At 57.6% G+C, this 19,841-nt stretch carries 10 protein-coding genes and 3 pseudogenes; 7 read left to right on the top strand and 6 right to left on the bottom strand.

Annotated elements, in window-relative coordinates; translation table 11 throughout:
* Positions 1–90 precede the first annotated feature (90 nt).
* Positions 91–283, bottom strand: a pseudogene (locus ACLH0H_RS23005) (transposase); the annotation flags it as partial.
* Positions 284–429: 146 nt separating this feature from the next.
* Between ACLH0H_RS23005 and ACLH0H_RS23000 the strand changes: the two are divergent.
* From ACLH0H_RS23000 to dsdA, 5 genes and pseudogenes are all read left to right on the top strand, one after another.
* Positions 430–864 (top strand): annotated as a pseudogene (locus tag ACLH0H_RS23000) (class II histone deacetylase); the annotation flags it as partial.
* Between the two features lie 544 nt (positions 865–1,408).
* Entirely contained in the window at positions 1,409–2,641 is a 1,233-nt protein-coding gene (locus ACLH0H_RS22995; RefSeq protein WP_411379763.1) for an MFS transporter, read from the top strand.
* 84 nt (positions 2,642–2,725) lie between these two features.
* On the top strand, positions 2,726–3,637 hold the full coding sequence (locus tag ACLH0H_RS22990; RefSeq protein ID WP_411379762.1) for a LysR family transcriptional regulator: 912 nt from the start codon (positions 2,726–2,728) through the stop codon (positions 3,635–3,637).
* Positions 3,638–3,734: 97 nt separating this feature from the next.
* Positions 3,735–5,261, top strand: coding sequence for an amidase (locus ACLH0H_RS22985; RefSeq protein WP_411379761.1), 1,527 nt, complete (start codon positions 3,735–3,737; stop codon positions 5,259–5,261).
* A 52-nt stretch (positions 5,262–5,313) separates the two neighbouring features.
* Positions 5,314–6,651 (top strand): D-serine ammonia-lyase, encoded by a 1,338-nt coding sequence (gene dsdA / locus ACLH0H_RS22980; RefSeq protein WP_411382451.1) that lies wholly within the window; start codon positions 5,314–5,316, stop codon positions 6,649–6,651.
* A gap of 112 nt (positions 6,652–6,763) precedes the next feature.
* On the opposite strand, the pseudogene ACLH0H_RS22975 reads toward dsdA, so the two are convergent.
* From ACLH0H_RS22975 to ACLH0H_RS22965, 3 genes and pseudogenes are all read right to left on the bottom strand, one after another.
* Positions 6,764–7,234: pseudogene (locus ACLH0H_RS22975) on the bottom strand (SMP-30/gluconolactonase/LRE family protein).
* 39 nt (positions 7,235–7,273) lie between these two features.
* Positions 7,274–7,747 (bottom strand): DMT family transporter, encoded by a 474-nt coding sequence (locus ACLH0H_RS22970; protein ID WP_411379760.1) that lies wholly within the window; start codon positions 7,745–7,747, stop codon positions 7,274–7,276.
* Positions 7,748–7,758: 11 nt separating this feature from the next.
* Complete coding sequence (locus ACLH0H_RS22965) at positions 7,759–9,156, bottom strand: amidohydrolase family protein (RefSeq protein ID WP_411379759.1); 1,398 nt, start codon at positions 9,154–9,156, stop codon at positions 7,759–7,761.
* A 146-nt stretch (positions 9,157–9,302) separates the two neighbouring features.
* On the opposite strand from ACLH0H_RS22965, the gene ACLH0H_RS22960 reads away from it, so the two are divergent.
* Positions 9,303–10,214, top strand: a complete 912-nt coding sequence (locus ACLH0H_RS22960) for a LysR family transcriptional regulator (protein WP_411379758.1) — start codon at positions 9,303–9,305, stop codon at positions 10,212–10,214.
* 348 nt (positions 10,215–10,562) lie between these two features.
* Here ACLH0H_RS22960 and ACLH0H_RS22955 read toward each other — a convergent pair.
* Both ACLH0H_RS22955 and ACLH0H_RS22950 read right to left on the bottom strand, forming a co-directional pair.
* A protein-coding gene (locus ACLH0H_RS22955) for an IS3 family transposase (RefSeq protein ID WP_411379757.1) occupies positions 10,563–11,707 on the bottom strand; the annotation gives its coding sequence in 2 pieces (ribosomal slippage) (positions 10,563–11,455 and positions 11,455–11,707; 1,146 coding nt in all).
* 66 nt (positions 11,708–11,773) lie between these two features.
* Positions 11,774–12,409: a TetR family transcriptional regulator gene (locus tag ACLH0H_RS22950; RefSeq protein WP_411379756.1), complete on the bottom strand. Its 636-nt coding sequence runs from the start codon at positions 12,407–12,409 to the stop codon at positions 11,774–11,776.
* A gap of 246 nt (positions 12,410–12,655) precedes the next feature.
* On the opposite strand from ACLH0H_RS22950, the gene ACLH0H_RS22945 reads away from it, so the two are divergent.
* Positions 12,656–19,822 carry an amino acid adenylation domain-containing protein gene (locus tag ACLH0H_RS22945; RefSeq protein WP_411379755.1) on the top strand — a complete coding sequence of 2,389 codons (7,167 nt, stop codon included), beginning with the start codon at positions 12,656–12,658 and terminating at the stop codon, positions 19,820–19,822.
* The last annotated feature ends 19 nt before the right edge of the window (positions 19,823–19,841 follow it).

The following is a 19,841-nucleotide window of genomic DNA, read 5'->3' as shown; positions in this document are numbered from 1 at the left end:
GATCCTGGAACTGCAAGCGACCTAAGTCGCACACCGTCCCCGTCGTTGACCTTTGCTGCGTCATTATTGGGTTAACTTGAGGTTTTTGGCTTAGTGCAGGCGCACCTCTCCCGTGACTGGTGACCCTTGAGATGCCAGTTTGGCCAGCCGACGTAGGTTCTGCACTGCGGCTGCCAAAGTGAACTCATCGGACGTGCCACTCATACCACGTAGTCTCAAGCGATCCCATTCAGGATGCGCTTGAGGTGGCAAACAACATTTCGACCTTCTTACGTTCATATCGCGGGTGCGCTCCAGCACCGGTTGTTCGACCGCGACCCTCGGAATAATGTATTGCGCCGCATGTTGTGAATGGATAACCCCATGGGTGGTTGCAAAGATGCGCCACCGTAGATGGCGCCCCGGTAAAACTAGTTGAGGCAGCTCTTCCAGTCCATATTCGAGGCTCGGGGCGATGTGTTGACCCTCTCCCTGCATCAGGAAGGGTGTTTTCCACCGGGTTACAGCGGCGCGCATGATCGTGGCCAAGGCGACGGACTGGGCGCCAACATTAACATTCCCTTGCCGCCCGGCAGCGGTCACGAGGCGTATCTGCATGCCATGCAGCAGATCGTGATTCCCGCATTGGAGCGTTTCGAGCCCGAGTTGATCATTGTCAACTGCGGCTATGACGCCAACGCCGTCGACCCGCTGGCGCGCATGCTGTTGCACAGTGACTCGTTCCGCATGATGACGCGGATGGTGCGTCAAACGGCGGAGCGTGTGTACCAGGGCCGTTTGGTGTTGGTGCATGAGGGCGGATACAGCGAAGCCTATGTGCCGTTTTGCGGGTTGGCGGCATTGGAGGAACTGTCGGGCGTGAGAGGCCAGCGTATCGTGCTGCTCTTTACGCAGTGACTTCACGATATTCCCGTGTATGTGCTGCTCACGTCCCTCCTCCGTCAGGAACGTGTCATAGATGCCATAGATGCGTTCATTGAGTTTGAACGCGTACCAAGACATGGTCCCTTGCTCATCCAGTGCAAAACGCCAGATATCCTTGAGCCAGTTCTCCAGTTGGTGCGCGGTTTCGGGTTTTGCCGTGAGCGTCACCAGCAAGCCAACGTTGCGTGGAGAGGAGCGCAGGATCACTGGGGCCGATGCGCGTTGCGGTGCAGAAGGAAGATGAACTATTCGCATATCAGCGCTTCTGGGAAAAATATGCACGGACACCCTGTTGCCGTACATCCAGGAAAACCTGCAACGCGCGCACCAAGTCAACGCATAACGACACTTAACAGGGCTCGCGCACCATGTAAGTGCTGTGATTATTGGGCACACCAGCACTCTCTTTTTATCACTTGTTGCCCTCGGCGCTGCTGCCCACTATGGCCTGCATTCCAGCCATTTCTTCGCCAGGACAGCCCTCATGAAGGTCACCAGATGCCTGCATAACCCCCTATTCGTATTCATTCTTTTGTACCTGGGTTACATGATTTCCTACGTCGACCGAGCGGCCATTTCCTTGGCTCTGGCCCATATCGGCAAAGACTTCAACGTCGGCCCCGCGCAATTGGGGGTGGTACTCAGCGCCTTCTACCTGGGCTACGCAGCCATGCAGATTCCCGGTGGCTGGCTGGCCGACAAGTTCGGCAGCAAGCGCGTGGTGGTGGTTTCCATCGCACTGTGGTCGCTGTTCACTGTGCTCACCGGGCTGGTCTGGTCGCTGAGCGCGCTGCTGGTAATCCGCTTCCTGTTCGGCCTGGGCGAAGGCGGTTATCCGTCGTCGGCGATGAAGGGCGTGGCTGAAATCTACCCCCGCGAACAACGGCCGAAAATGGTCGGGCTGATGATCTCGTCCAACTACACCGGCAGCTTCGTCGCCCCGTTGATCATCGCCCCGCTGATTCTGTGGCTCGGCTGGCGCGATGTGTTCCTCGTCATCGGCCTGGCATGCATCGTCTTCGCCGTGTTCTACGCCCTTACCGTGCGCCGCAGTGTTGCTGTGATCGAGGACGCCGCCCTGCCCCGTGCGACTACCAAGGTCAGCGTCAAGGAGCTGCTGCGCATGCCGCTGATCTGGAAGATCGTGGTGGTGTGGTTCTGCCTGAGCCTGCTCAACAAGGGCCTGGACGCCTGGATGCCGATGTACCTGCTGACCGTACGCGGCCTGGACATCAAGACCGTCGGCATGCTGGTGCCACTGCCGTTCATTTCGGCCAGTATCGCCACCGCCATGGGCGGCTGGCTGATGACACGCTACTTCGACGGCAAGGAAAAATTCCTGATGATGGGCAGCTGTGTGCTCACCGGGGTGTTCGTGTACGGCATGTACCAGGCGCAGACCACCACCCAGGTAATCGTGTTCCAGACCGTGGCCTACTTCTTCAAGTCATTCGTGTTCGCCACCGCCTTCGCCCTGCCCACCAAGATCCTCTCGCAACGGTTGGTGGGCACCGGCATCGGCATGGTCAACTTCGGCGGGCAATTAGCGGGCTTCGTCTCGCCCATGGTCATCGGCTTTCTGGTGGAATACACCGGCAGCTACAATTCGGCATTCCTGTTCCTGCTCGGTGCTGTAGTGGTAGCGGCGCTGGTCAGCACCAGCATCAGCGCGCAAAAGATCCGCGAAGTGCAGCTAGCCAACGCCCACGAGGCCTGAACCATGGCCTTGCCGCTGAAAGCCGCGTTGGGTGGGGAGCCTGGGCTAAAATGTCGCCTCCCTACTCCGGAGAACCAGTTCCCCATGAGCGCCCGAATTCTCAGCGAAACTGCCGTGCGTTATTTTCTGCAAGTAGTCAACAGCGGCTCCATCAGCGAAGCGGCCCTGCGCCTGCACGTGGTGCCGTCGGCCATCAGCCGGCAGATCAGCCGCCTGGAAAGTGAACTGGAAGCGCCATTATTCGAGCGCCAGTCGCGGGGCGTGAGCCTGACCAGCGCCGGCGAGCTGCTGGCCGGCTATGCGCGCCGTACCCTGTTGGACGCCGAGTTGGTGAGCAATGAGATCAAGGCGCTGCGCCAGCAAGCGGAATCCATGATCAAGATAGCCTGTACCGAAGGCTTCGCGCCGCACTTCCTGCCCGATGCTATCGCGCAGTTTCGCCTGACCGGGCAGCAGAGCAGCTACCAGATCAGGGTGGCTTCGGCCCGGGAAGTGACGCGCCTGGTGCGCGAAGGCCAAGTCGACATCGGCCTGTGCTTCAGCCTCGGCGCGGCCAAAGGTATTCACGTCGCGTACCGCCAGCCGGCGCCGGTACTGGCGCTGGTCGCGCCCAGCCATCCGCTGGCGGCTCAGACGGGCGTGACGCTCAAAGACATCGTCAGCTACCCCCTGGCGCTGCCCGGCCCCAACACTACGCGGCGCCAGTTGCTGGACATCTACTGCAGCCGCGAAGGCCTGATCTATAAAAGCATCATGGACACCGACAGCCTGGAAACCCTGGTGAAGTTCGCCATGTCCGGCAGCGCGGTGACCTTCACCGGCGAGCTGTTCGTGCGCCACCGCCTCAAGAGCCAGCAGCTCAAGGCCCTGGACGTACCGGAAATGGCTGACGGCGCGCGCTTCATCGAAATCCAGACCCTGGCGCGGCGGCAACTGTCGGCGTCCATGGAAAGCTTTATCGAGCACATCAGGCACGTGCTCCAGTGCGCGGCCTGAGCTTTCTGCAAACAGCATGGCAGCCTTCGAATTAAGTTGGTTGTGGCTGCCTGGCGGTGTTTTTATTCTCTTGTTTTATTTGCGCAGGATCGACCCCATGCACAACCCGAACGAATTGGCCGACAAAGGCGCGGTGGAACTCAAGGCCCTGATCGATTCGCGTCAGGTGTCGCCGGTCGAAGTGCTTGAGGCCTGCATCGCCCGTATCGAAGAATACAATCCGAAGATTAACGCCTTCTGCGCCACCTCCTTCGAGCGCGCCCGCAAAGAAGCCCGCGCCACCGAACAGGCGATCAACCGCTGCGAACCACGCGGCCTGCTTAGCGGCCTGCCGATCGGCATCAAGGATCTGGAAGAAACCGAAGGTCTGTTGACCACCTACGGCTCGCCGCTGTTTCGCGCCAACTTGCCGACCCAAGACAACCAGTTGGTACGCCGCCTGCGCGCCGCCGGGGCCATAGTGGTGGGCAAGACCAACGTGCCGGAAATGGGCGCTGGCGCCAACACCCGCAACCCGGTGTGGGGCGCCACGGGCAACCCGTTCAACCCGCGCCTGAACGCCGGAGGCTCGTCCGGTGGCGCCGCCGCCGCGCTGGCTGCCAATATGGTGCCGCTGTGCAGCGGCTCCGACACGGGTGGCTCCCTGCGCATCCCCGCAGCCAAGTGCGGCATCGTGGGCCTGCGCACTTCCCCCGGCCTGGTGCCGAGCGAACGCAAGCTGCTGGGCTGGACGCCGATTTCCGTGGTCGGCCCCATGGGCCGCGACGTCGCCGACACCTGGCTGCAACTGGCGGCCACCGCCGGCATCGCCCCGAACGACCCGCTCAGCTATGACTTCAGCATGCCAGCGGCCATGGAGGGCACGATCGACCTCTCACGCCTGCGCGTGGGCTACACCGAAGACTTCGGCGTGTGCGACGTCGACGACGACATCCGCCGCGTGTTCCGCGCCAAGGTCGCCAGCCTCAAGGGCCTGTTCGCCAGTTGCGAAGAAATCGAAGTGGACATGCAGCACGCCCACCGCTGCTTCGACGTGGTCCGCGCCGAAGCCTTCGTCGGCAGCCTGCAGGCCGCTTATGAGAAAGACCCGGGCTCCCTCGGCCCTAACCCGCGCGCCAACTACGAGATGGGTGCACGCATGTCGCTCAAGGACTGCGTGTGGGCCAACGCCGAGCAAACGCGCATATTTCGCCGCTTCCAGCAGCTGTTCAGCCAGTACGACCTGATTCTCTCGCCCACTACGCCGGTATCGGCCTTCCCTTGGGAGCAGCCGTACCTGGAAAGCGTGAACGGCGTGGCGCTGGAAAACTACTACCGCTGGCTGGCGCTGACTTACGTGGTCACCCTGGCCACCAACCCGGCGCTGTCGATGCCTATGGGCGTCGACCACCTCGACATGCCCTTCGGCATGCAAGTGATCGGTAAATTCCGCGGTGATCTGGAGCTGCTGATGGCCGCCCGCGCCCTCGAAGCCCATTGCGAAACGACCCAGGATTTGCGCCGCCCGCGCCCGAACATGGCCGCCCTGGCCCTCAGCGAAGTGGACCTGTGGACGCCCGTCACCCACCCGCCGCTGGCCCCGGACCAGTATGCCACCGCTACCGATGGGCGCCCGGCCGTTTGACCCCGTTAATCAAGTGGCGCCACAGTGCGCCGCCGTTGGAGCCCCTGCTGTGATCACATCCGTATATGGCAAAAGCCTCGCCGACTGGACCACCGAATTTCCCCTGTTGAAACCCATACTGGCCGGCGAAGAAGTCAGCTGGTTCAACCCGCAGATCGCGCCCCTGGCCGATGCGCTGAACGATATTGCCCTAACCGCCACCGATGTGCGGCATGCCAGCGATCGCCTCCAGCGCTTTGCGCCATTCCTGGCCCAAGCCTTCCCGGAAGTTGCTGCAAGCCAGGGCATCATCGAATCGGAACTGGTTGGCGTACCGGCTTTCGCCCGCGCCCTTTGCGAGCGCTACTGCGTCGAAGGGCCTATCCGGCTGCTGCTGAAAAAGGACAGCCACTTGCCCATCTCCGGCTCGGTGAAAGCCCGCGGCGGTATCTACGAAGTGCTGTTCCACGCCGAGCAACTCGCCATTCGCCATGGCCTGCTGAGCGAAGCGGACGACTATCGGCGCCTGACCGAAGCGCCATGCCAGGCGCTGTTCCGTGCCCATAAGATCGCGGTCGGCAGCACCGGCAACCTCGGCCTGTCGATCGGCATCGCCGGCGCGCGCCTGGGCTTCGCCACGACCGTGCACATGTCGGCCGATGCCCGGCAATGGAAGAAAGACAAGCTGCGCGCCCATGGCGTGACCGTGGTCGAGTACGCCGGCGACTACGGCCAGGCCGTCGAACAAGGCCGCGAGCAGGCGCAGGCCGACCCGACCTGCCACTTCATCGACGACGAGAACTCGCAAACCCTGTTCCTCGGTTACGCAGTCGCCGGCGAGCGGCTGAAGGCACAGTTCGCCGAGCAGCAGATGGTGGTTGATGCCCAACATCCGTTATTCGTCTACCTGCCCTGCGGCGTCGGCGGCGGCCCAGGCGGCATCGCTTTCGGCCTGAAATTGGCGTTTGGTGATCACGTGCACTGCATCTTCGCCGAGCCGACCGAGTCGCCGTGCATGCTGATGGGGGTGTACACCGGGCTGCACGATGGCTTGGCGGTGCAGGACTTCGGGATTTCCAACCATACGGCGGCGGATGGCTTGGCGGTCGGGCGACCTTCGGGATTCGTGGGGCGGTCGATGCAGCGGATGCTGGATGGGTTCTATACGGTGACCGATGCCGAGTTGTTCAGTTTGCTGCAATTGCTCGATCGCACCGAGCAACTGCGTCTGGAGCCCTCGGCGCTGGCCGGAGCTCCAGGTTTCGCGCGGGTGCTGCACGAGCGCCAAGGGTATGGGCGTCGTTTGGGGTTGCCGGACGGTATACCCGCAGGCGCGACCCATTTGATCTGGGCCACAGGAGGCGGGATGGTCCCTGCGGCCGAGATGGCGGCGTACTTGAACAGACGCTAAGCGCAACAGTGCTTCATACCGTTGTTAACAGGTCGCCATTGATCTCTGCTTAGCTACCTCGGTATCCAAGTATAAAGTGCGTCGATGATCGGCGCTGCTTGTTGCCTGTCATTCAGCGTCGTCGGGATAGCTTGATGCTGTTCGGGATCGCCACTTCGGGAAGGTCCAGCGTTTCTGTCTCGAGCGTCGCGGCATTGAGCCGGTGAAGTCTGCCTATGGTTTGAACCGGCTCGCCGGTGTCCATAGTGCTGAATACGAAGTTTCCCATACGGTCGCAGCGCCCGTCATTGATCCGGGTTCCTGCCACGCCGGGGGTGGCTGTGATTTTGCTGAAACGACCGGTGCTCAGGTTTTAGTAGCCCAGGCAGGATGCTAGTCCCATCAGCAATATGTCTTCGTCTGCCGTGAGGGCAAATGATCCTAGCGGCTCTGGCAGGGACCAACGCTGCACTTCGCCGCTTTCGGGGTCCAGAGCACGCAACTCGCAGCCGGGGATGTCGGTCCAGAACAGGCGTTCGGTTCTTTCACACCAGACAGGGCACTCGCCGAGAAGACTGGTGGTGCCGGTTAGGGTTTTAAACATGGTTGCGTCCTACGAAACAGGATTGGGCAAACAAGGCAGTCAGTTGGAGAAAAGCGCTGACCACCTGTCACCGAACAGGGCGATGGCCAAGCCTGCGAGCATCACCATCGACCCGGCCAACTTGACGAGAGACACCGGCCTTTCCGATGCCCCCATCAATCCGAAATGGTCGATAACCAGTGAAGATATAATCTGACCTGCGATAGCGAGGCCCAGCAGGGCTGATAGACCGATTTTTGGCGCAAGCACCACATAACTAAGCAAGGCACCGGCACCCAGCAGACCGCCCAGCAGGCTCCACCAGGGCTGGACAGGTATAGCCGCCAATGAGGCCACTATCCCGCCGCGCATCAATGAAAAGACGCCCAGGCATACCGCACCGGCAGTAAACGAGAACAGCGCCGCCGCTACGGAATCTCCACCCACACCTTTAGCAAGTTGCCCATTCAGCGTGGTCTGAAGGGTTATGCCAAGCCCAGCGGCGATGGCCAGCAAGTAGTAAGCTGCGTTCATCTCGCGCCTCCTTACTTGGCTGACTCAAGCGGCATGAATGTCTCGGCAAAAATATCGGGCTGGTAGCCTGCGGCAGCAAACAGATGCTCACGGGACTCGTCAATTGCTGCACGCAGCCTTTCGCAGTCCACACCCAGCACCTTGCCGCCGCGCTTGACGATGCGCCCGCCAATCATGACTGTGTCGACATTGCTGCGTTCGGCCGCGTGTACTACGGTGCCGAATGCGTTACCCGACGGGTAAAGGTTGATGTCCTGCGCATTGATAAGGATCAGGTCGGCCTGTTTGCCGGGGGCCAGGGTGCCGACTTTGTCCTGCAATCCGGCACAGGTAGCGCCGTCGAGAGTGGCTGCTTTGAGCAGGCCATGAGCAGGCAGGGTCACCGGATGATGTTCTGCGCCGCAGCAGCGCTGCTGGTGCATGCCCATGACGCGCTGCAGGTAGAACGCCACCCGCATCTCCATGAACATGTCACCGCTGTAGGAGGTTTCGTTATCGATACTCAGCCCCGGACTGATGCCGTGACGCTGGGCCGACTGCATGGCGAACATTCCATCTTCAATGCCGTAGTGGGCATCTGAACGCGGGCATACGTTGACCCGCACGCCAGCCTCGCGAAGGATTTTCCAGCCGGCGTCCGGCAGCGCTGTGCAGTGGTTGAAGATGTTATCGGGGCGCAGCAGACCCTCGCGATGCAAACCCTCCAACTCAGCTGCCATGTCCCCGCCGAAAAATTCGGTGATGATCGGCAGCCCCAGACGCCGGGCCTCGGCCCACAGCTCAGGTTCCAGCTGCGCCATCACCGCCAGCGAGAGCAGTGGGTTGTCGCCGTTCTTGACGTATTTTTCCTGCAGGCGCTCCAGATTGCCGGGCCAGTGGGCTTTGTCCCACTCACCGGAAACTGGCGCACCGGAGGCGTGTACAGACCGGATACCAGCATCAAGCAGCGCCTCTACCGCAGCATCGGAGTGCGCGCCGGTGCGGCTGTTGTGCGAGTTATCGACCACGGTGGTGATACCGGCATCGATGCAGCCCAATGCAGTCAGCAGATTGCCGATATACATGTCAGCCGGGCGATAGTATTTGGCGAACGAGAAGTGTGTTGCGTTGCAGTAATCTTCCAGGGTTTCGGCATTCGGATTGATTCGACGCAGTTGGCCCTCCCATGAGTGACGATGCGTATCGACCATGCCGGGCATGGCAATCATGCCGGATGCCTCGATAACAACGGCGTCGCCAGCCTCGATGTTTTCACCTATGGCCGTGATGGTGCTGCCTTCGATAAGTATATCGCCGCGCGCCAGATTGCCGATATCACCGTCCATGCTCAGCACAGTGGCACCGCGGATAAGGGTGCGGGCGGCCAGAGCGGCCGGGGCCTGCACGATGCTGCGGTTATATTCAGCCATTTTCTGTACACCTCTTCAAATTTCGTTGGAAGCAATGTACGCAATGCGGTACTGCGGGAAAAAGATGGTTAAACTGTTTTTTTTATTCAATATTTACGAATAATAAAAACTTTCCCCCGATCACTGCTTTGAGGCTGCTAACAGTCATGGACCGTATTCAAGCGATGCAGGTTTTCGTACGTGTGGCTGAAGCAGGGAGCTTTATCCAGGCGGCGCAGACGCTCTCACTGCCGGCCTCGACAGTTACCAGCAGCGTTAAAAATCTTGAGAAGTACTTGCAGGTACGCCTGCTGAACAGAACAACGCGGCGGGTCAGCCTGACCTCTGAGGGCGCACAATATCTGGCGCAATGCCGGGAAATCTTGGAGCTGATCGAACACACAGAGACCAGCCTGACGGATTCCGTAAAACGGCCACAGGGGCGTTTGCGTGTCGATATGCCGGGTGGCATTGCACACTTCATCGTCATGCCAAACCTGCAAGACTTTTACAGGCGCTACCCGGATATCTACCTGATGATAGGCGTCAACGATCGGCAGGTTGATCTGGTTCAAGAGGGTGTCGATTGCGTTATTCGTACAGGCGAGCTCGATGACTCAACGCTCGTTGCGCGCCCCCTCGGCCGGTTTCGCTGGGTGACCTGTGCGTCTGTCGCCTATCTCGAAGAAAACGGTACTCCGCAAACTCCGCAAGATTTGTCTCACCACCGGGCCATCCATTACTTCTCGGGCCGCGCAAGGCAAGCAGGCGAAATGCGCTTCGCCCGTGGCACCGAAAAAATCTCAGTCCCGGTGAACGGCACTGCGGCTGTCAACGAAACTGGGCTTTACATCAAAATGTGCCTTGAAGGTTTAGGGCTGGTGCAGCTCGCTGAGAACGTGATCAGCGAGCATCTGCGAAAAGGGCGGCTGGTTGAAGTGCTTGCTGACTGGCAGCCCGCATCGGTTCCTGTGCACCTGCTATACCCGCATCAGCGCTTTCTATCGCCAGCTGTGAGCGCATTCGCTGACTGGATTGCCGGGCTTGTTCGCGACGATGATTCAGCAGATTCAAGTTGAACGTTGCGCCCGGCCAGCATTCCGATGAATGCGCCGGCTACGGAGATTGCGGCTGTGATCAGCAGCGGTGCTGTCCAGCCACCGGTCCAGTCGTGCAGTTGGCCCAGCAGCAAGGGGCCTGCGGCTGCCATCAGGTAGCCGACGCACTGCGCCATTCCTGACAGTGCCGCCGTGTCACCGGCATTTTTTGTGCGCAGGCCGATGAAGGTCAGGCCGAGCATCATGCTGGCACCAGAGCCGAAGCCCAGGAACGCGGCCCACAACATGGCGTAGTCTGGCGCGTAAATGAGCTCAGGGATGAGGCGCTCAAACCAAAATCATTCTGGATCAGCGGCAAAACTGTAGTGGTCAACTGATCCCGACGTTAAGTTTTTTCTCGGCCTGAGCCGGTGGCAGCCCACCATTAAATTGGTGCGGTCGAATCCGGTTGTACCGATTCATCAAAAAATGGCTGATATCCCGCTGAGCTTGTTGGACCGTCGTGTAGCCCATGGTCGGTATCCACTCGGTTTTCAGGCTCCTGAACACCGGCTCCATCGGCGCATTATCCCAACAATTTCCTCGCCGGCTCATGCTCTGACGCATGCGATATCGCCAAAGGCGCTGGCGAAAACTGCGGCTTCCATATTGCGAGCCCTGGGCGGAGTGGAACAGCAAACCTTGAGGCTTCCCTCTCTGTTCATAAGCCATGTCCAAGGCCTTGATGACCAAGTCGGCATCCGGCTTTCCCGACAACGCCCAGCCCACAACACGGCGGGCAAAAAGATCTAGCGCAACCGCCAGATACCGCCATGTCCCCTGAGCCCAGATGTAAGTGATATCGCCACACCAGACGTGGTCAGGAGCGGGCACATCAAACTGCCGGTTCAAAATATTAGGAATGTCGGGCCGCTCGACCGTCGCCTTTTTGTAAGCATGCGATCCAGGTTGTTTGCTGACCAACTCCAGTTCGCGCACCTTGAATCGCCCGAGTTGCTCACCGTCGTCACGCATCAGCGACAGAACGCTACGACTGCCCGCAGCGCTGCGACTTTGCGAGAACAGCTCACTGACGCGACTACGTAATCGAAGCCGTTCTACATCCGGTGTGCGGCGTCTGAGACGCCGAGCGTAGTAGCACGAGCGGGTCACTTCAAACACCTTGCACAGCCAATCAACCGACTCGTGGATGCTCAACTGGTCAATCAGCGCGAACGCTCGAAATCTTCCGGCATCAAGAGCGCGGTAGCCTTTTTTAAGATCGATTTTTCCTGCTCAAGGCGAGCAATTCGGGCTTCCAGCTCTTGGATTTTCTGCTGCTCCGGAGTCAGCGCTTTGCTCTGCGGGGTGACGCCCGTGCGTTCTTGCTGCACCTGGTCGACCCATCGGCGCAAAGCCGACTCGCCGACACCAAGCGAGCGGCTGGCCTCAATGAAGCTGTAATCCTGTTTGAGAACGAGGTCGGCAGCCTCGCGTTTGAATTCAGGGGAAAAGGTACGCCGTTGTTTGGTCATCTGACACCCCGTTCTGGCGAGCATTCTCGCCTAAATGGGTGTCCGGTTTCATTAGACCACTACAAATCACCTGACTTGAAGAGCAGGGAAGTTGAACCCCTCCTCAACGATGACAAAAATCTCATCAAGCACATCCGAGTAGAGCACAGAGGAGGATCTTTTTTTCCAGAGGTCATGGGCCGCTGTGTGGGCGTAGTCCAACGCCCATGCGACGACGCTCGGACGAATGTCATTCTCTGCGTTCACCCCCATTCTCCCGGCGATAAGAGCAACAATCGAATCTCGACGATTTACCCCATTTTGCAGAGTTTTTGCACGAATCAGAGGGTGACTTCTCAACAGTTCCTGAAGCGTCATGAAACGATCAGCATCAAAACCATACGATCCCTTCTCACAACTCCTAACGACATCTACAGCGGCATGCCTCAAGGCCGTCACAACAGGTTCGTGGGGAGGACGCTCACCAAGCGCAGCGATGAACTCCTGATGCTCCGCTTCTTGATAATCCAGAACGACATCTTCCTTGCAGGAGAAATATCGAAAAAATGTACGAGCAGAGACATCCACTTTTTCGGTGATGTCCTCGACTCGCGTTTCATCAAATCCCTTCTCAGCGAAAAGCTCATAAGCCGCTGAAATAAGGGCATCGCGCAACATGAGCTTCTTGCGCTCACGCCTGCCTACCTCTTCTTTTTCCGCCACGCGTCTGTTTCCTCGATTACGTCAACTCACGGTACCTGACCAAACATTATCACCATCAAATGACAATTGCGCAATTTTAATAAAATACATAATGAGAAATATGCCTATTGACTTATTTTGTCACTCAATGACATTATCCGCCCGCCTTCTCATTTGGTAGAAGTGGACGTAAGACAAACCTGACAATTGTGTCAGTTGCCTCTCCGCTTACTGCCGCTTAAATCATCTAAAGGGAGTTAGATCGCAATGAACAGTGCCGTAGACGAAAAACAATCCACCTCGCACACAGCTCAGCTGCTTAATCCGTTTGAGCGTGATATCTGGTTTGAATCGCAAAAAGCCCCTCACAGCCATCAGTTCACCGTGGCTTTGTGCGTTTGCCTGCCAGGATTGATCGATGTGGAAAGGTTGAGATTCGTCGCTGAGAACGTTCTGCGATCTGAGCCCGCTTGCTTCAAGACGTACCATGACAACGATGGCCATCCGACGGTACGACAAACATCGTGCAAGATCGTCGCAGAGCTATTTGAGTTCACCGACGAATCCGGCTCGGCGGCTTTTTACGAAGAATGGTCCCGTCACTCATGGAGTCTCTCCCACGCTCCACTGATTGAGGCAGCTATCGGGCAGGTTGGTACTTCAGTGATGCTCATGATTCGAGCCCATCACATCGTGGTCGACAGCTGGGCATTGGACGTACTGTCCAGAAAGATTTTGAACGTTTTCGAAGGAAGGGAAGCACTTCCTCAATCGAGCCTTCACGATTACGTTGAGCACCACGCCGCAATAACTCCTTCCCTGCACAGTGCAGCGCTTCATCAGGCAATCCTTGAGGTAGCTGGCACAGTCAAGGATGTGAACCCTGTACTTTTTTCGAAGTCCGGTCCGAAGCTCTCCTCGTCCCAACGCTATCGTCGTACATTCACGATCTCGGCTGAAGAGGTTCAGCGCGCCCTGGATATCGGAATGACGCCCTTCATGACAGTTTCCGCCTCATTGGCGGTATTGCTGTCATGCCAGTATGGCGCCGAGCATTTTTTGCTTGGGGTGCCCTTCCTCAATCGAGGCGAAGCTGACATCACCGCAGTCACCCAAAGAGCCAACACGCTTCCCGTCAGCGTTCAAGTCAGCCACGCTCACACGCTTCGAGACGTTGCGGTTTCACTCAAGCGACAGATCAGCTTTATCAAGGAAAGAGAGTCCATTCCCTTTGGACAACTGGTCTCTGAAATCGCGCGTTCTGGCCACAATCGACAACTGTTCGATGCGACGGTTTCATACCTACGCTACCCGCAGTCAGATGAAGGCGTGCCGTCGTCGACTCACAAAAGCATCGCCCACGTTCATGCGCAAGACGCGGTGGCCATTCACTTGCATACCTACGGAAAAAACGCCGACGTATGTGGGGAAATTTGCCTCAACAGTGCGGCGTTCGATTCCGAGTGCCACGCATCAGTGTTTCTCGACGCGTTCCTTCAGTTGGTGGATGGCTTCCTGCCCCAACTGGACAAGCCGTTGGACCAGGTCAACCTGCTGACTTATGAGCAGGCTGAAACACTCCGGGCCTTCGAAGAAGGACCTACCAAGTCTTACAGTGAAAAAGACACCGTCATATCGCTTTTTCGAGCGCAGACAGCACGAACCCCCTACAACATAGCGTTGCGTGACAACGACCATAAAACCTTCACCTATGCCGAATTGGACAATTGGTCCTCGGCGATCGCCACAGAACTGGAAAACCAAGGCGTAGGCCCGGGTGATGTCGTTGCGGTATCAATGGTCCGGTCGCCACAGCTCATGGCAGCGATCTTCGCCGTACTGAAAACGGGTGCGGCTTACCTGCCAATCGATAGCGAATATCCCGCAGACCGTATTCAGTACATGCTTGAGGATAGCAACGCGAAACGGGTGATCACCAACCTGCCTCAGGTCATGAGCAGTGATGATCCGCGCAGGTTCGATCTCGACGTACTCCCCTTGGAGCTGGCGCGCGAAGTCAATTATGTCAGCAAGGCTCGCCCTCAGGATCCCGCCTATATCATCTATACGTCGGGCTCGACCGGCAGACCGAAAGGCGTCGTGATTGAACATCACTCGGTTATCAATCGCCTGGAATGGATGCAAGAGATTCATCCGCTCGCCAGTAACGATGTGATCCTGCAAAAAACCCCTATCTCGTTCGATGTTTCGGTGTGGGAGCTTTTTTGGTGGAGTATGACGGGGGCGTCGGTGGCCCTGTTGGAGCAAGGGGCTCAGCGAGATCCTCGCGCGCTGATTAAAGCCATCAGCGATCACAACGTCACGGTGGCCCATTTCGTTCCTTCGATGTTTGAACCCTACATCCAGGCGCTGGCAGACGATCGAGAACAACTGCTCAGCGTACAGAGCCTGCGCTGCCTGTTTACCAGCGGCGAAGCGCTCTCCCCTGCCGTCGTGAATAAATTCCGCAAACTGTTCACTGGCGATACCCAGCCGCCCAAGTTAATCAACTTATATGGTCCGACCGAGGCGACCGTAGATGTCACCTGGTATGAGCTGGACCTGCTGGGCCACTCGGACATTAATGAAGTGCCAATTGGTTACCCCATCAACAACACGTCAATACGTATCGTCTCCCAACATGGTGTCAGGCAGCTCGTCAACGTACCTGGAGAACTGCAAATCGGCGGCGTGCAGTTGGCAAGAGGCTACCTGAATCGCCCGGAACTTACGGCAGAACGCTTCATTACCGATCCGGAGGATGGGCGTCGCTGGTACCGAACCGGAGATCTCGCCGCGTGGGCAAACGACGGTTCTATCCTGTATATGGGAAGAATGGACGGCCAGGTTAAGATCCGCGGAAACCGTATTGAATTGGGCGAAATCAAGAATACGCTGCTCAATCTGCCAAACATTTTGAATGCCGAAGTCGTCGTTGAGCAGGACGATAAGCGAGGCAACCATTTGGTGGCACTGTTCGTCAGTCGCACTCCACAAACCGAGCGCTCATTGCGTGAGCAAATGGCTAACGCGCTCCCGGCGTTCATGCTTCCTTCCCGGTTCGTAGCCCTTGACCATATCCCACTCACCCCCAATGGAAAGTTCGACCGGGGCCAAGCATTAGCGATGGCCAATACCACTCAAACTACCGCACCAAAAGCAGAGTTGAGTGTGACAGAGCGCCTGGTCAGCGATATCTGGGGCGGCATTCTCGGTCAGCGGGACATTATTGCAGAGGACGATTTCTACTCCATCGGGGGCGACTCAATTCTGATGCTGAAGGTGCGCTCGGAATTAGAGAAGCACGGATATGACGCCAACTTGTCCGATCTGAGTGACCACACCACGGTTCGAGAACTGGGGCGCTTCCTGGAACTTACCGCAGACAACGTGGCCCTGCCCAAGGCGGCACTGAGTGCATTTGAGCTGGTGACTGACAATGAGCGCAAGCGCCTTACAGAATTGGCCGTAGACGCCTATCCGATTTCACAACTGCAACTGGGGCTCCTCTTCCACAGCCGAGAGCAAGAACAAAGCCGGGTCTACAAAGACGTTTTCCGTTACACCCTGAAAATGGACTGGTCTGAACAGAAGTTCCGCGAAGCCCTGCAAGGTTTAATCCAGCGCCACCCGGCATTGCGTACAACGTTCAACATCGGCGAATACTCCACCCCGCTTCAGCTTATTCACAAGGACCTGTCGGTAGACGAGGTTCTGGCCGTCAATACGCCGCTGGCAAACGTCTATGAGCAGGAAATAGCCAAGCATATGCAGGCGTGGTCCGCGCACAACTATTCGTTTGCCACAGGGCCGCTGTTCAACGTAGCCGTTTTCATTAACGAATCAGGCGCTCCTCTGGACCTGGTGCTCAGCTTCCATCATGCAATCCTTGACGGAGGTAGCGTCGCGAACCTGATTCGCGAACTGCTCCTCTGTTATGCAAGGGGGAATGATGAAGGCCTGGGTTATCCCACCCACGATTTACCGAACCCATCGCTGTTTGTTCAGGACGAACTCGCTGCAATAAATAGTAGCGAGCATCGAGCCTACTGGAAGGGCCATCTGGAAGGCGCTACCAACACCCTGCCGATTGGACTCGCGGCGCACCTTGAGCGCGCGGACAGCGGGATGTTCTCGTACCGATTTTTTGTTGAACCCGCTCTTGATGACGCATTGGTGCAACTGGCAAAACGCTCTCACGTGCCCATCAAGACGTTCTACCTGGCTGCCCATTGTTCGGCGATAGCGTCAATGAGCAATACGAGAGACGTGCTAACAGGTGTTGTGACCCACGCACGCCCAGAGATCCGGCACGCAGAACACCTTCTCGGACTGTTTCTGAACACATTGCCGTTGCGAGTCAACCTGGCCGAAGTCAGCGCTCAACAACTGGTTGAGTCAATCTTCAGACACGAGAAGGCGAGCCACCGTCATCGCCGATTCCCGTTGAGTGAAATTCAGACAGACAATGCAGGCGTATCCATAAGCACAGCATTCAACTACATCCACTTCCATGTACTGGAGGAAGTCGCCGCACAAACCGGCATCGAGATCGCAGCCTTCGATCCGCAGGAAGAGACCAGTTTTGCCCTCCTTGTGAACGTCATGCGCGAGTTCTCGGGAGCCGAGATCGCCATCCGTGTGGATATGGATGGAGCAATCTATGCACGCGAACAAGGTAAAGTCTTTGCGCGGCTTTTCAATGACGCGCTGAAACGCCTGGCCTTTCAACCCCATGCAGAAGCGCTCTTCAGGTCGCCGATTGCGCAATCCGGTTATCTCGCCTCGGGCTCAGCCAGGGACGCATTCATTCCCGTGCCTGCGCAGATCCTTCAGGCCGTGCGTGATCAGCAGCAGGCCGTTGCAGTTACCTATGAAGATGCCCAGTGGACCTACGCACAACTCTGGGATACCGCCGGCAGAATTGCGTCTCTGCTCAGCAGTAAAGGCGTACAGCGCCAGGACGTTGTCGGCCTGGCATTGCCACGCTCGTTCGAACAGATCGCCACAGCCTTGGCGACCCTGCGATCAGGGGCCATCTGCCTACCTATCGACGTGTCTTATCCCGCCGCACGCATTGAACTGATCCTGAAAATCGCAGCGCCAAAAGTAGTCGTCACCCGGTCGTGCGTTAACGAACTACCTGACAGCACTGTGCGCCTGGATCTCACCAATGACCTTTTACAAACGGTAGAGGCCGGCTGTTCAGACGTCGCGATTGAGTCGACCGACAACGCCTACATTCTGTTCACTTCAGGCTCTACAGGCACACCTAAAGGGGTCGCAATGCCCCATAGAGGACTGGCGAATCTGGTCGGCTGGCAGAACAAATCGGCAAGTGGCGCCGTTGGCTCGACACTCCAGTACGCGCCGCTCAGTTTTGACGTTTCGTTCCAGGAAATTTTCTCAACGCTAAGCGCGGGTTCGACGCTGCACCTGATCAGCGAAGAGGAACGCCGTGATCCCTCGGCCCTGCTCAGGTTTATGGATCGCAAGTGCGTGGAACGGGTATTCATGCCTTACATCGCCCTGCAGCAACTCGCGGAAGCGGCTGTCGCCCTTGATCTGTTTCCTGGCAGCCTGCGCGTTGTCGGCTCGTCAGGCGAGCAATTGCGGGTCACCCAGGAGATTCGCGCACTGATGAGACATCTGCGCGGGGGGATTCTGGAAAATCAATACGGTCCAACCGAAACCCATGTGGTGACCCGCTACAGCATGAGCGGTAACCCTGATTACTTCCCGGCATTACCTCCTATCGGTAGCGAGATTGACGGAGTTGGCATCCTCATTCTTGACGACGCCGCCAACGTTATTCCCGATGGCGTGCCGGGAGAAATCTGCGTTTACGGAGACGCACTGGCGTCCGGTTACTACAAAGCCCCAGAAGAAACAGATAAGAAATTCATCCGTCACGATCATGTACCCGGCAAATTGTTTTATCGAACCGGTGACTTCGGTATCAAATGCGCCGACGGCACCGTTATCAGCCTTGGCCGGAATGACAACCAGGTCAAAGTGCGTGGCTACAGAATTGAACTGTCGGAAATCGAACTCAAAATCTTGAGCTTTTTTGAAACCCGCAACGAACACATTGACGTGGCAGTGATCGCGAAGCCGCGTGATGAGCACGACGCCTACCTGGTCGCTTACCTGACAGGAAGCGGGTCGCAAGACGAGGCGGTGCTGTCCCAGCTCAGGCATTACCTAAGCGAGGAATTGCCGACGTACATGCTGCCAACTCACATGGCCTGGATCGCGCAGATGCCGACCACGCCAAGCGGCAAAAGGGATGACGCTGCGCTGCGCACGCTGAACGTCCAACTGGGTAACGCTGTGAATTACCGGGAGCCGAGCGGTGAGTACGAAATGAAACTATGCCAATTGGCAGCCGAGCTTCTGAAGACTCCGAAAATCTACCCCCAACAGAGCATCTTCGATTGCGGGGCCACGTCGCTGACAGCAATGCGCTTGGTTGTGTTGGTTGAGAAGTTGTACGGAATCAACGTGCCCCTGTCTTCCTTTGTCAGTGCACCGACCATGGAAAAACTCAGCGTGCTCATTCAAAAAGGCGGTGGCGCATTCACGTTCGACCCACTGGTGCCGCTACGCGAAAACGGACAGCGCACACCGTTGTTTCTTGTCCACCCCATGGGCGGCAATATTCTCTCGTACCTGCGCATGCTTCCGCATTTACCCGCCGAACAACCACTCTATGCACTGCAGGCCTCGGGGGTCGATGCAGGCTCTGAGCCCATCCCGTCTGTCGAGGCACAAGCAAGTTTGTACATTGAAGCAATGCGTCGAATCCAGCCCGAAGGTCCGTACGTCATCGGTGGCTGGTCCTACGGTGGGTTCATTGCATTTGAGATAGCCCAGCAGTTGATACGGGCAGGCGAGCGCGTTGCAAATGTACTGATTCTGGACACCATGGCACTTAGCTCACAGGCCCAAGGCAAAGCCAGTGATGACGCATTGCTGAGTTGGTTTTTTTGGGAACTGCTCTGGACGTCGAGAGGCTCCGAGCTCCCCGTCCAAATTGTGCCTGATCATATCGCCACGCTTCAGGAGCGCTTCGACTTCATCACCGATCACGCAATCTCCATTGGGGCGATTCCGGCCGGTAGTACCAAGGCCGTCATGCAGCGGCTGTTCGAGGTGTATCGCACTAACTGGGAAGCGGCGACGCAATACAACTACGAGGCGAAGTGCGCGGAACTGGATATCACCCTGATCCGGGCAATTGAACCGCTCCCCCCCATTCTTCGGGATATGCACGACACCATCCGCAGTGAATACAACGATCCACTCAATGGCTGGGCGGCCAAAACCTCGGGGATGATCAAGCTGATTGAGGTTGACGGTGACCATTTGACCATCATGGAAGAACCTTTTGTCGGTGCGCTCGTCACGGCAATTCTTAAAGAAATCAAATAACTATGGATCAGGGTCAAAA

The organism is Pseudomonas sp. MPB26, from assembly GCF_046605355.1.
In the GTDB taxonomy this organism is placed as follows: Bacteria; Pseudomonadota; Gammaproteobacteria; order Pseudomonadales; family Pseudomonadaceae; genus Aquipseudomonas; species Aquipseudomonas cedrina.
Note: the sequence above shows the minus strand (reverse complement) of the source record. Positions and strands in the feature narration are given on the sequence as shown.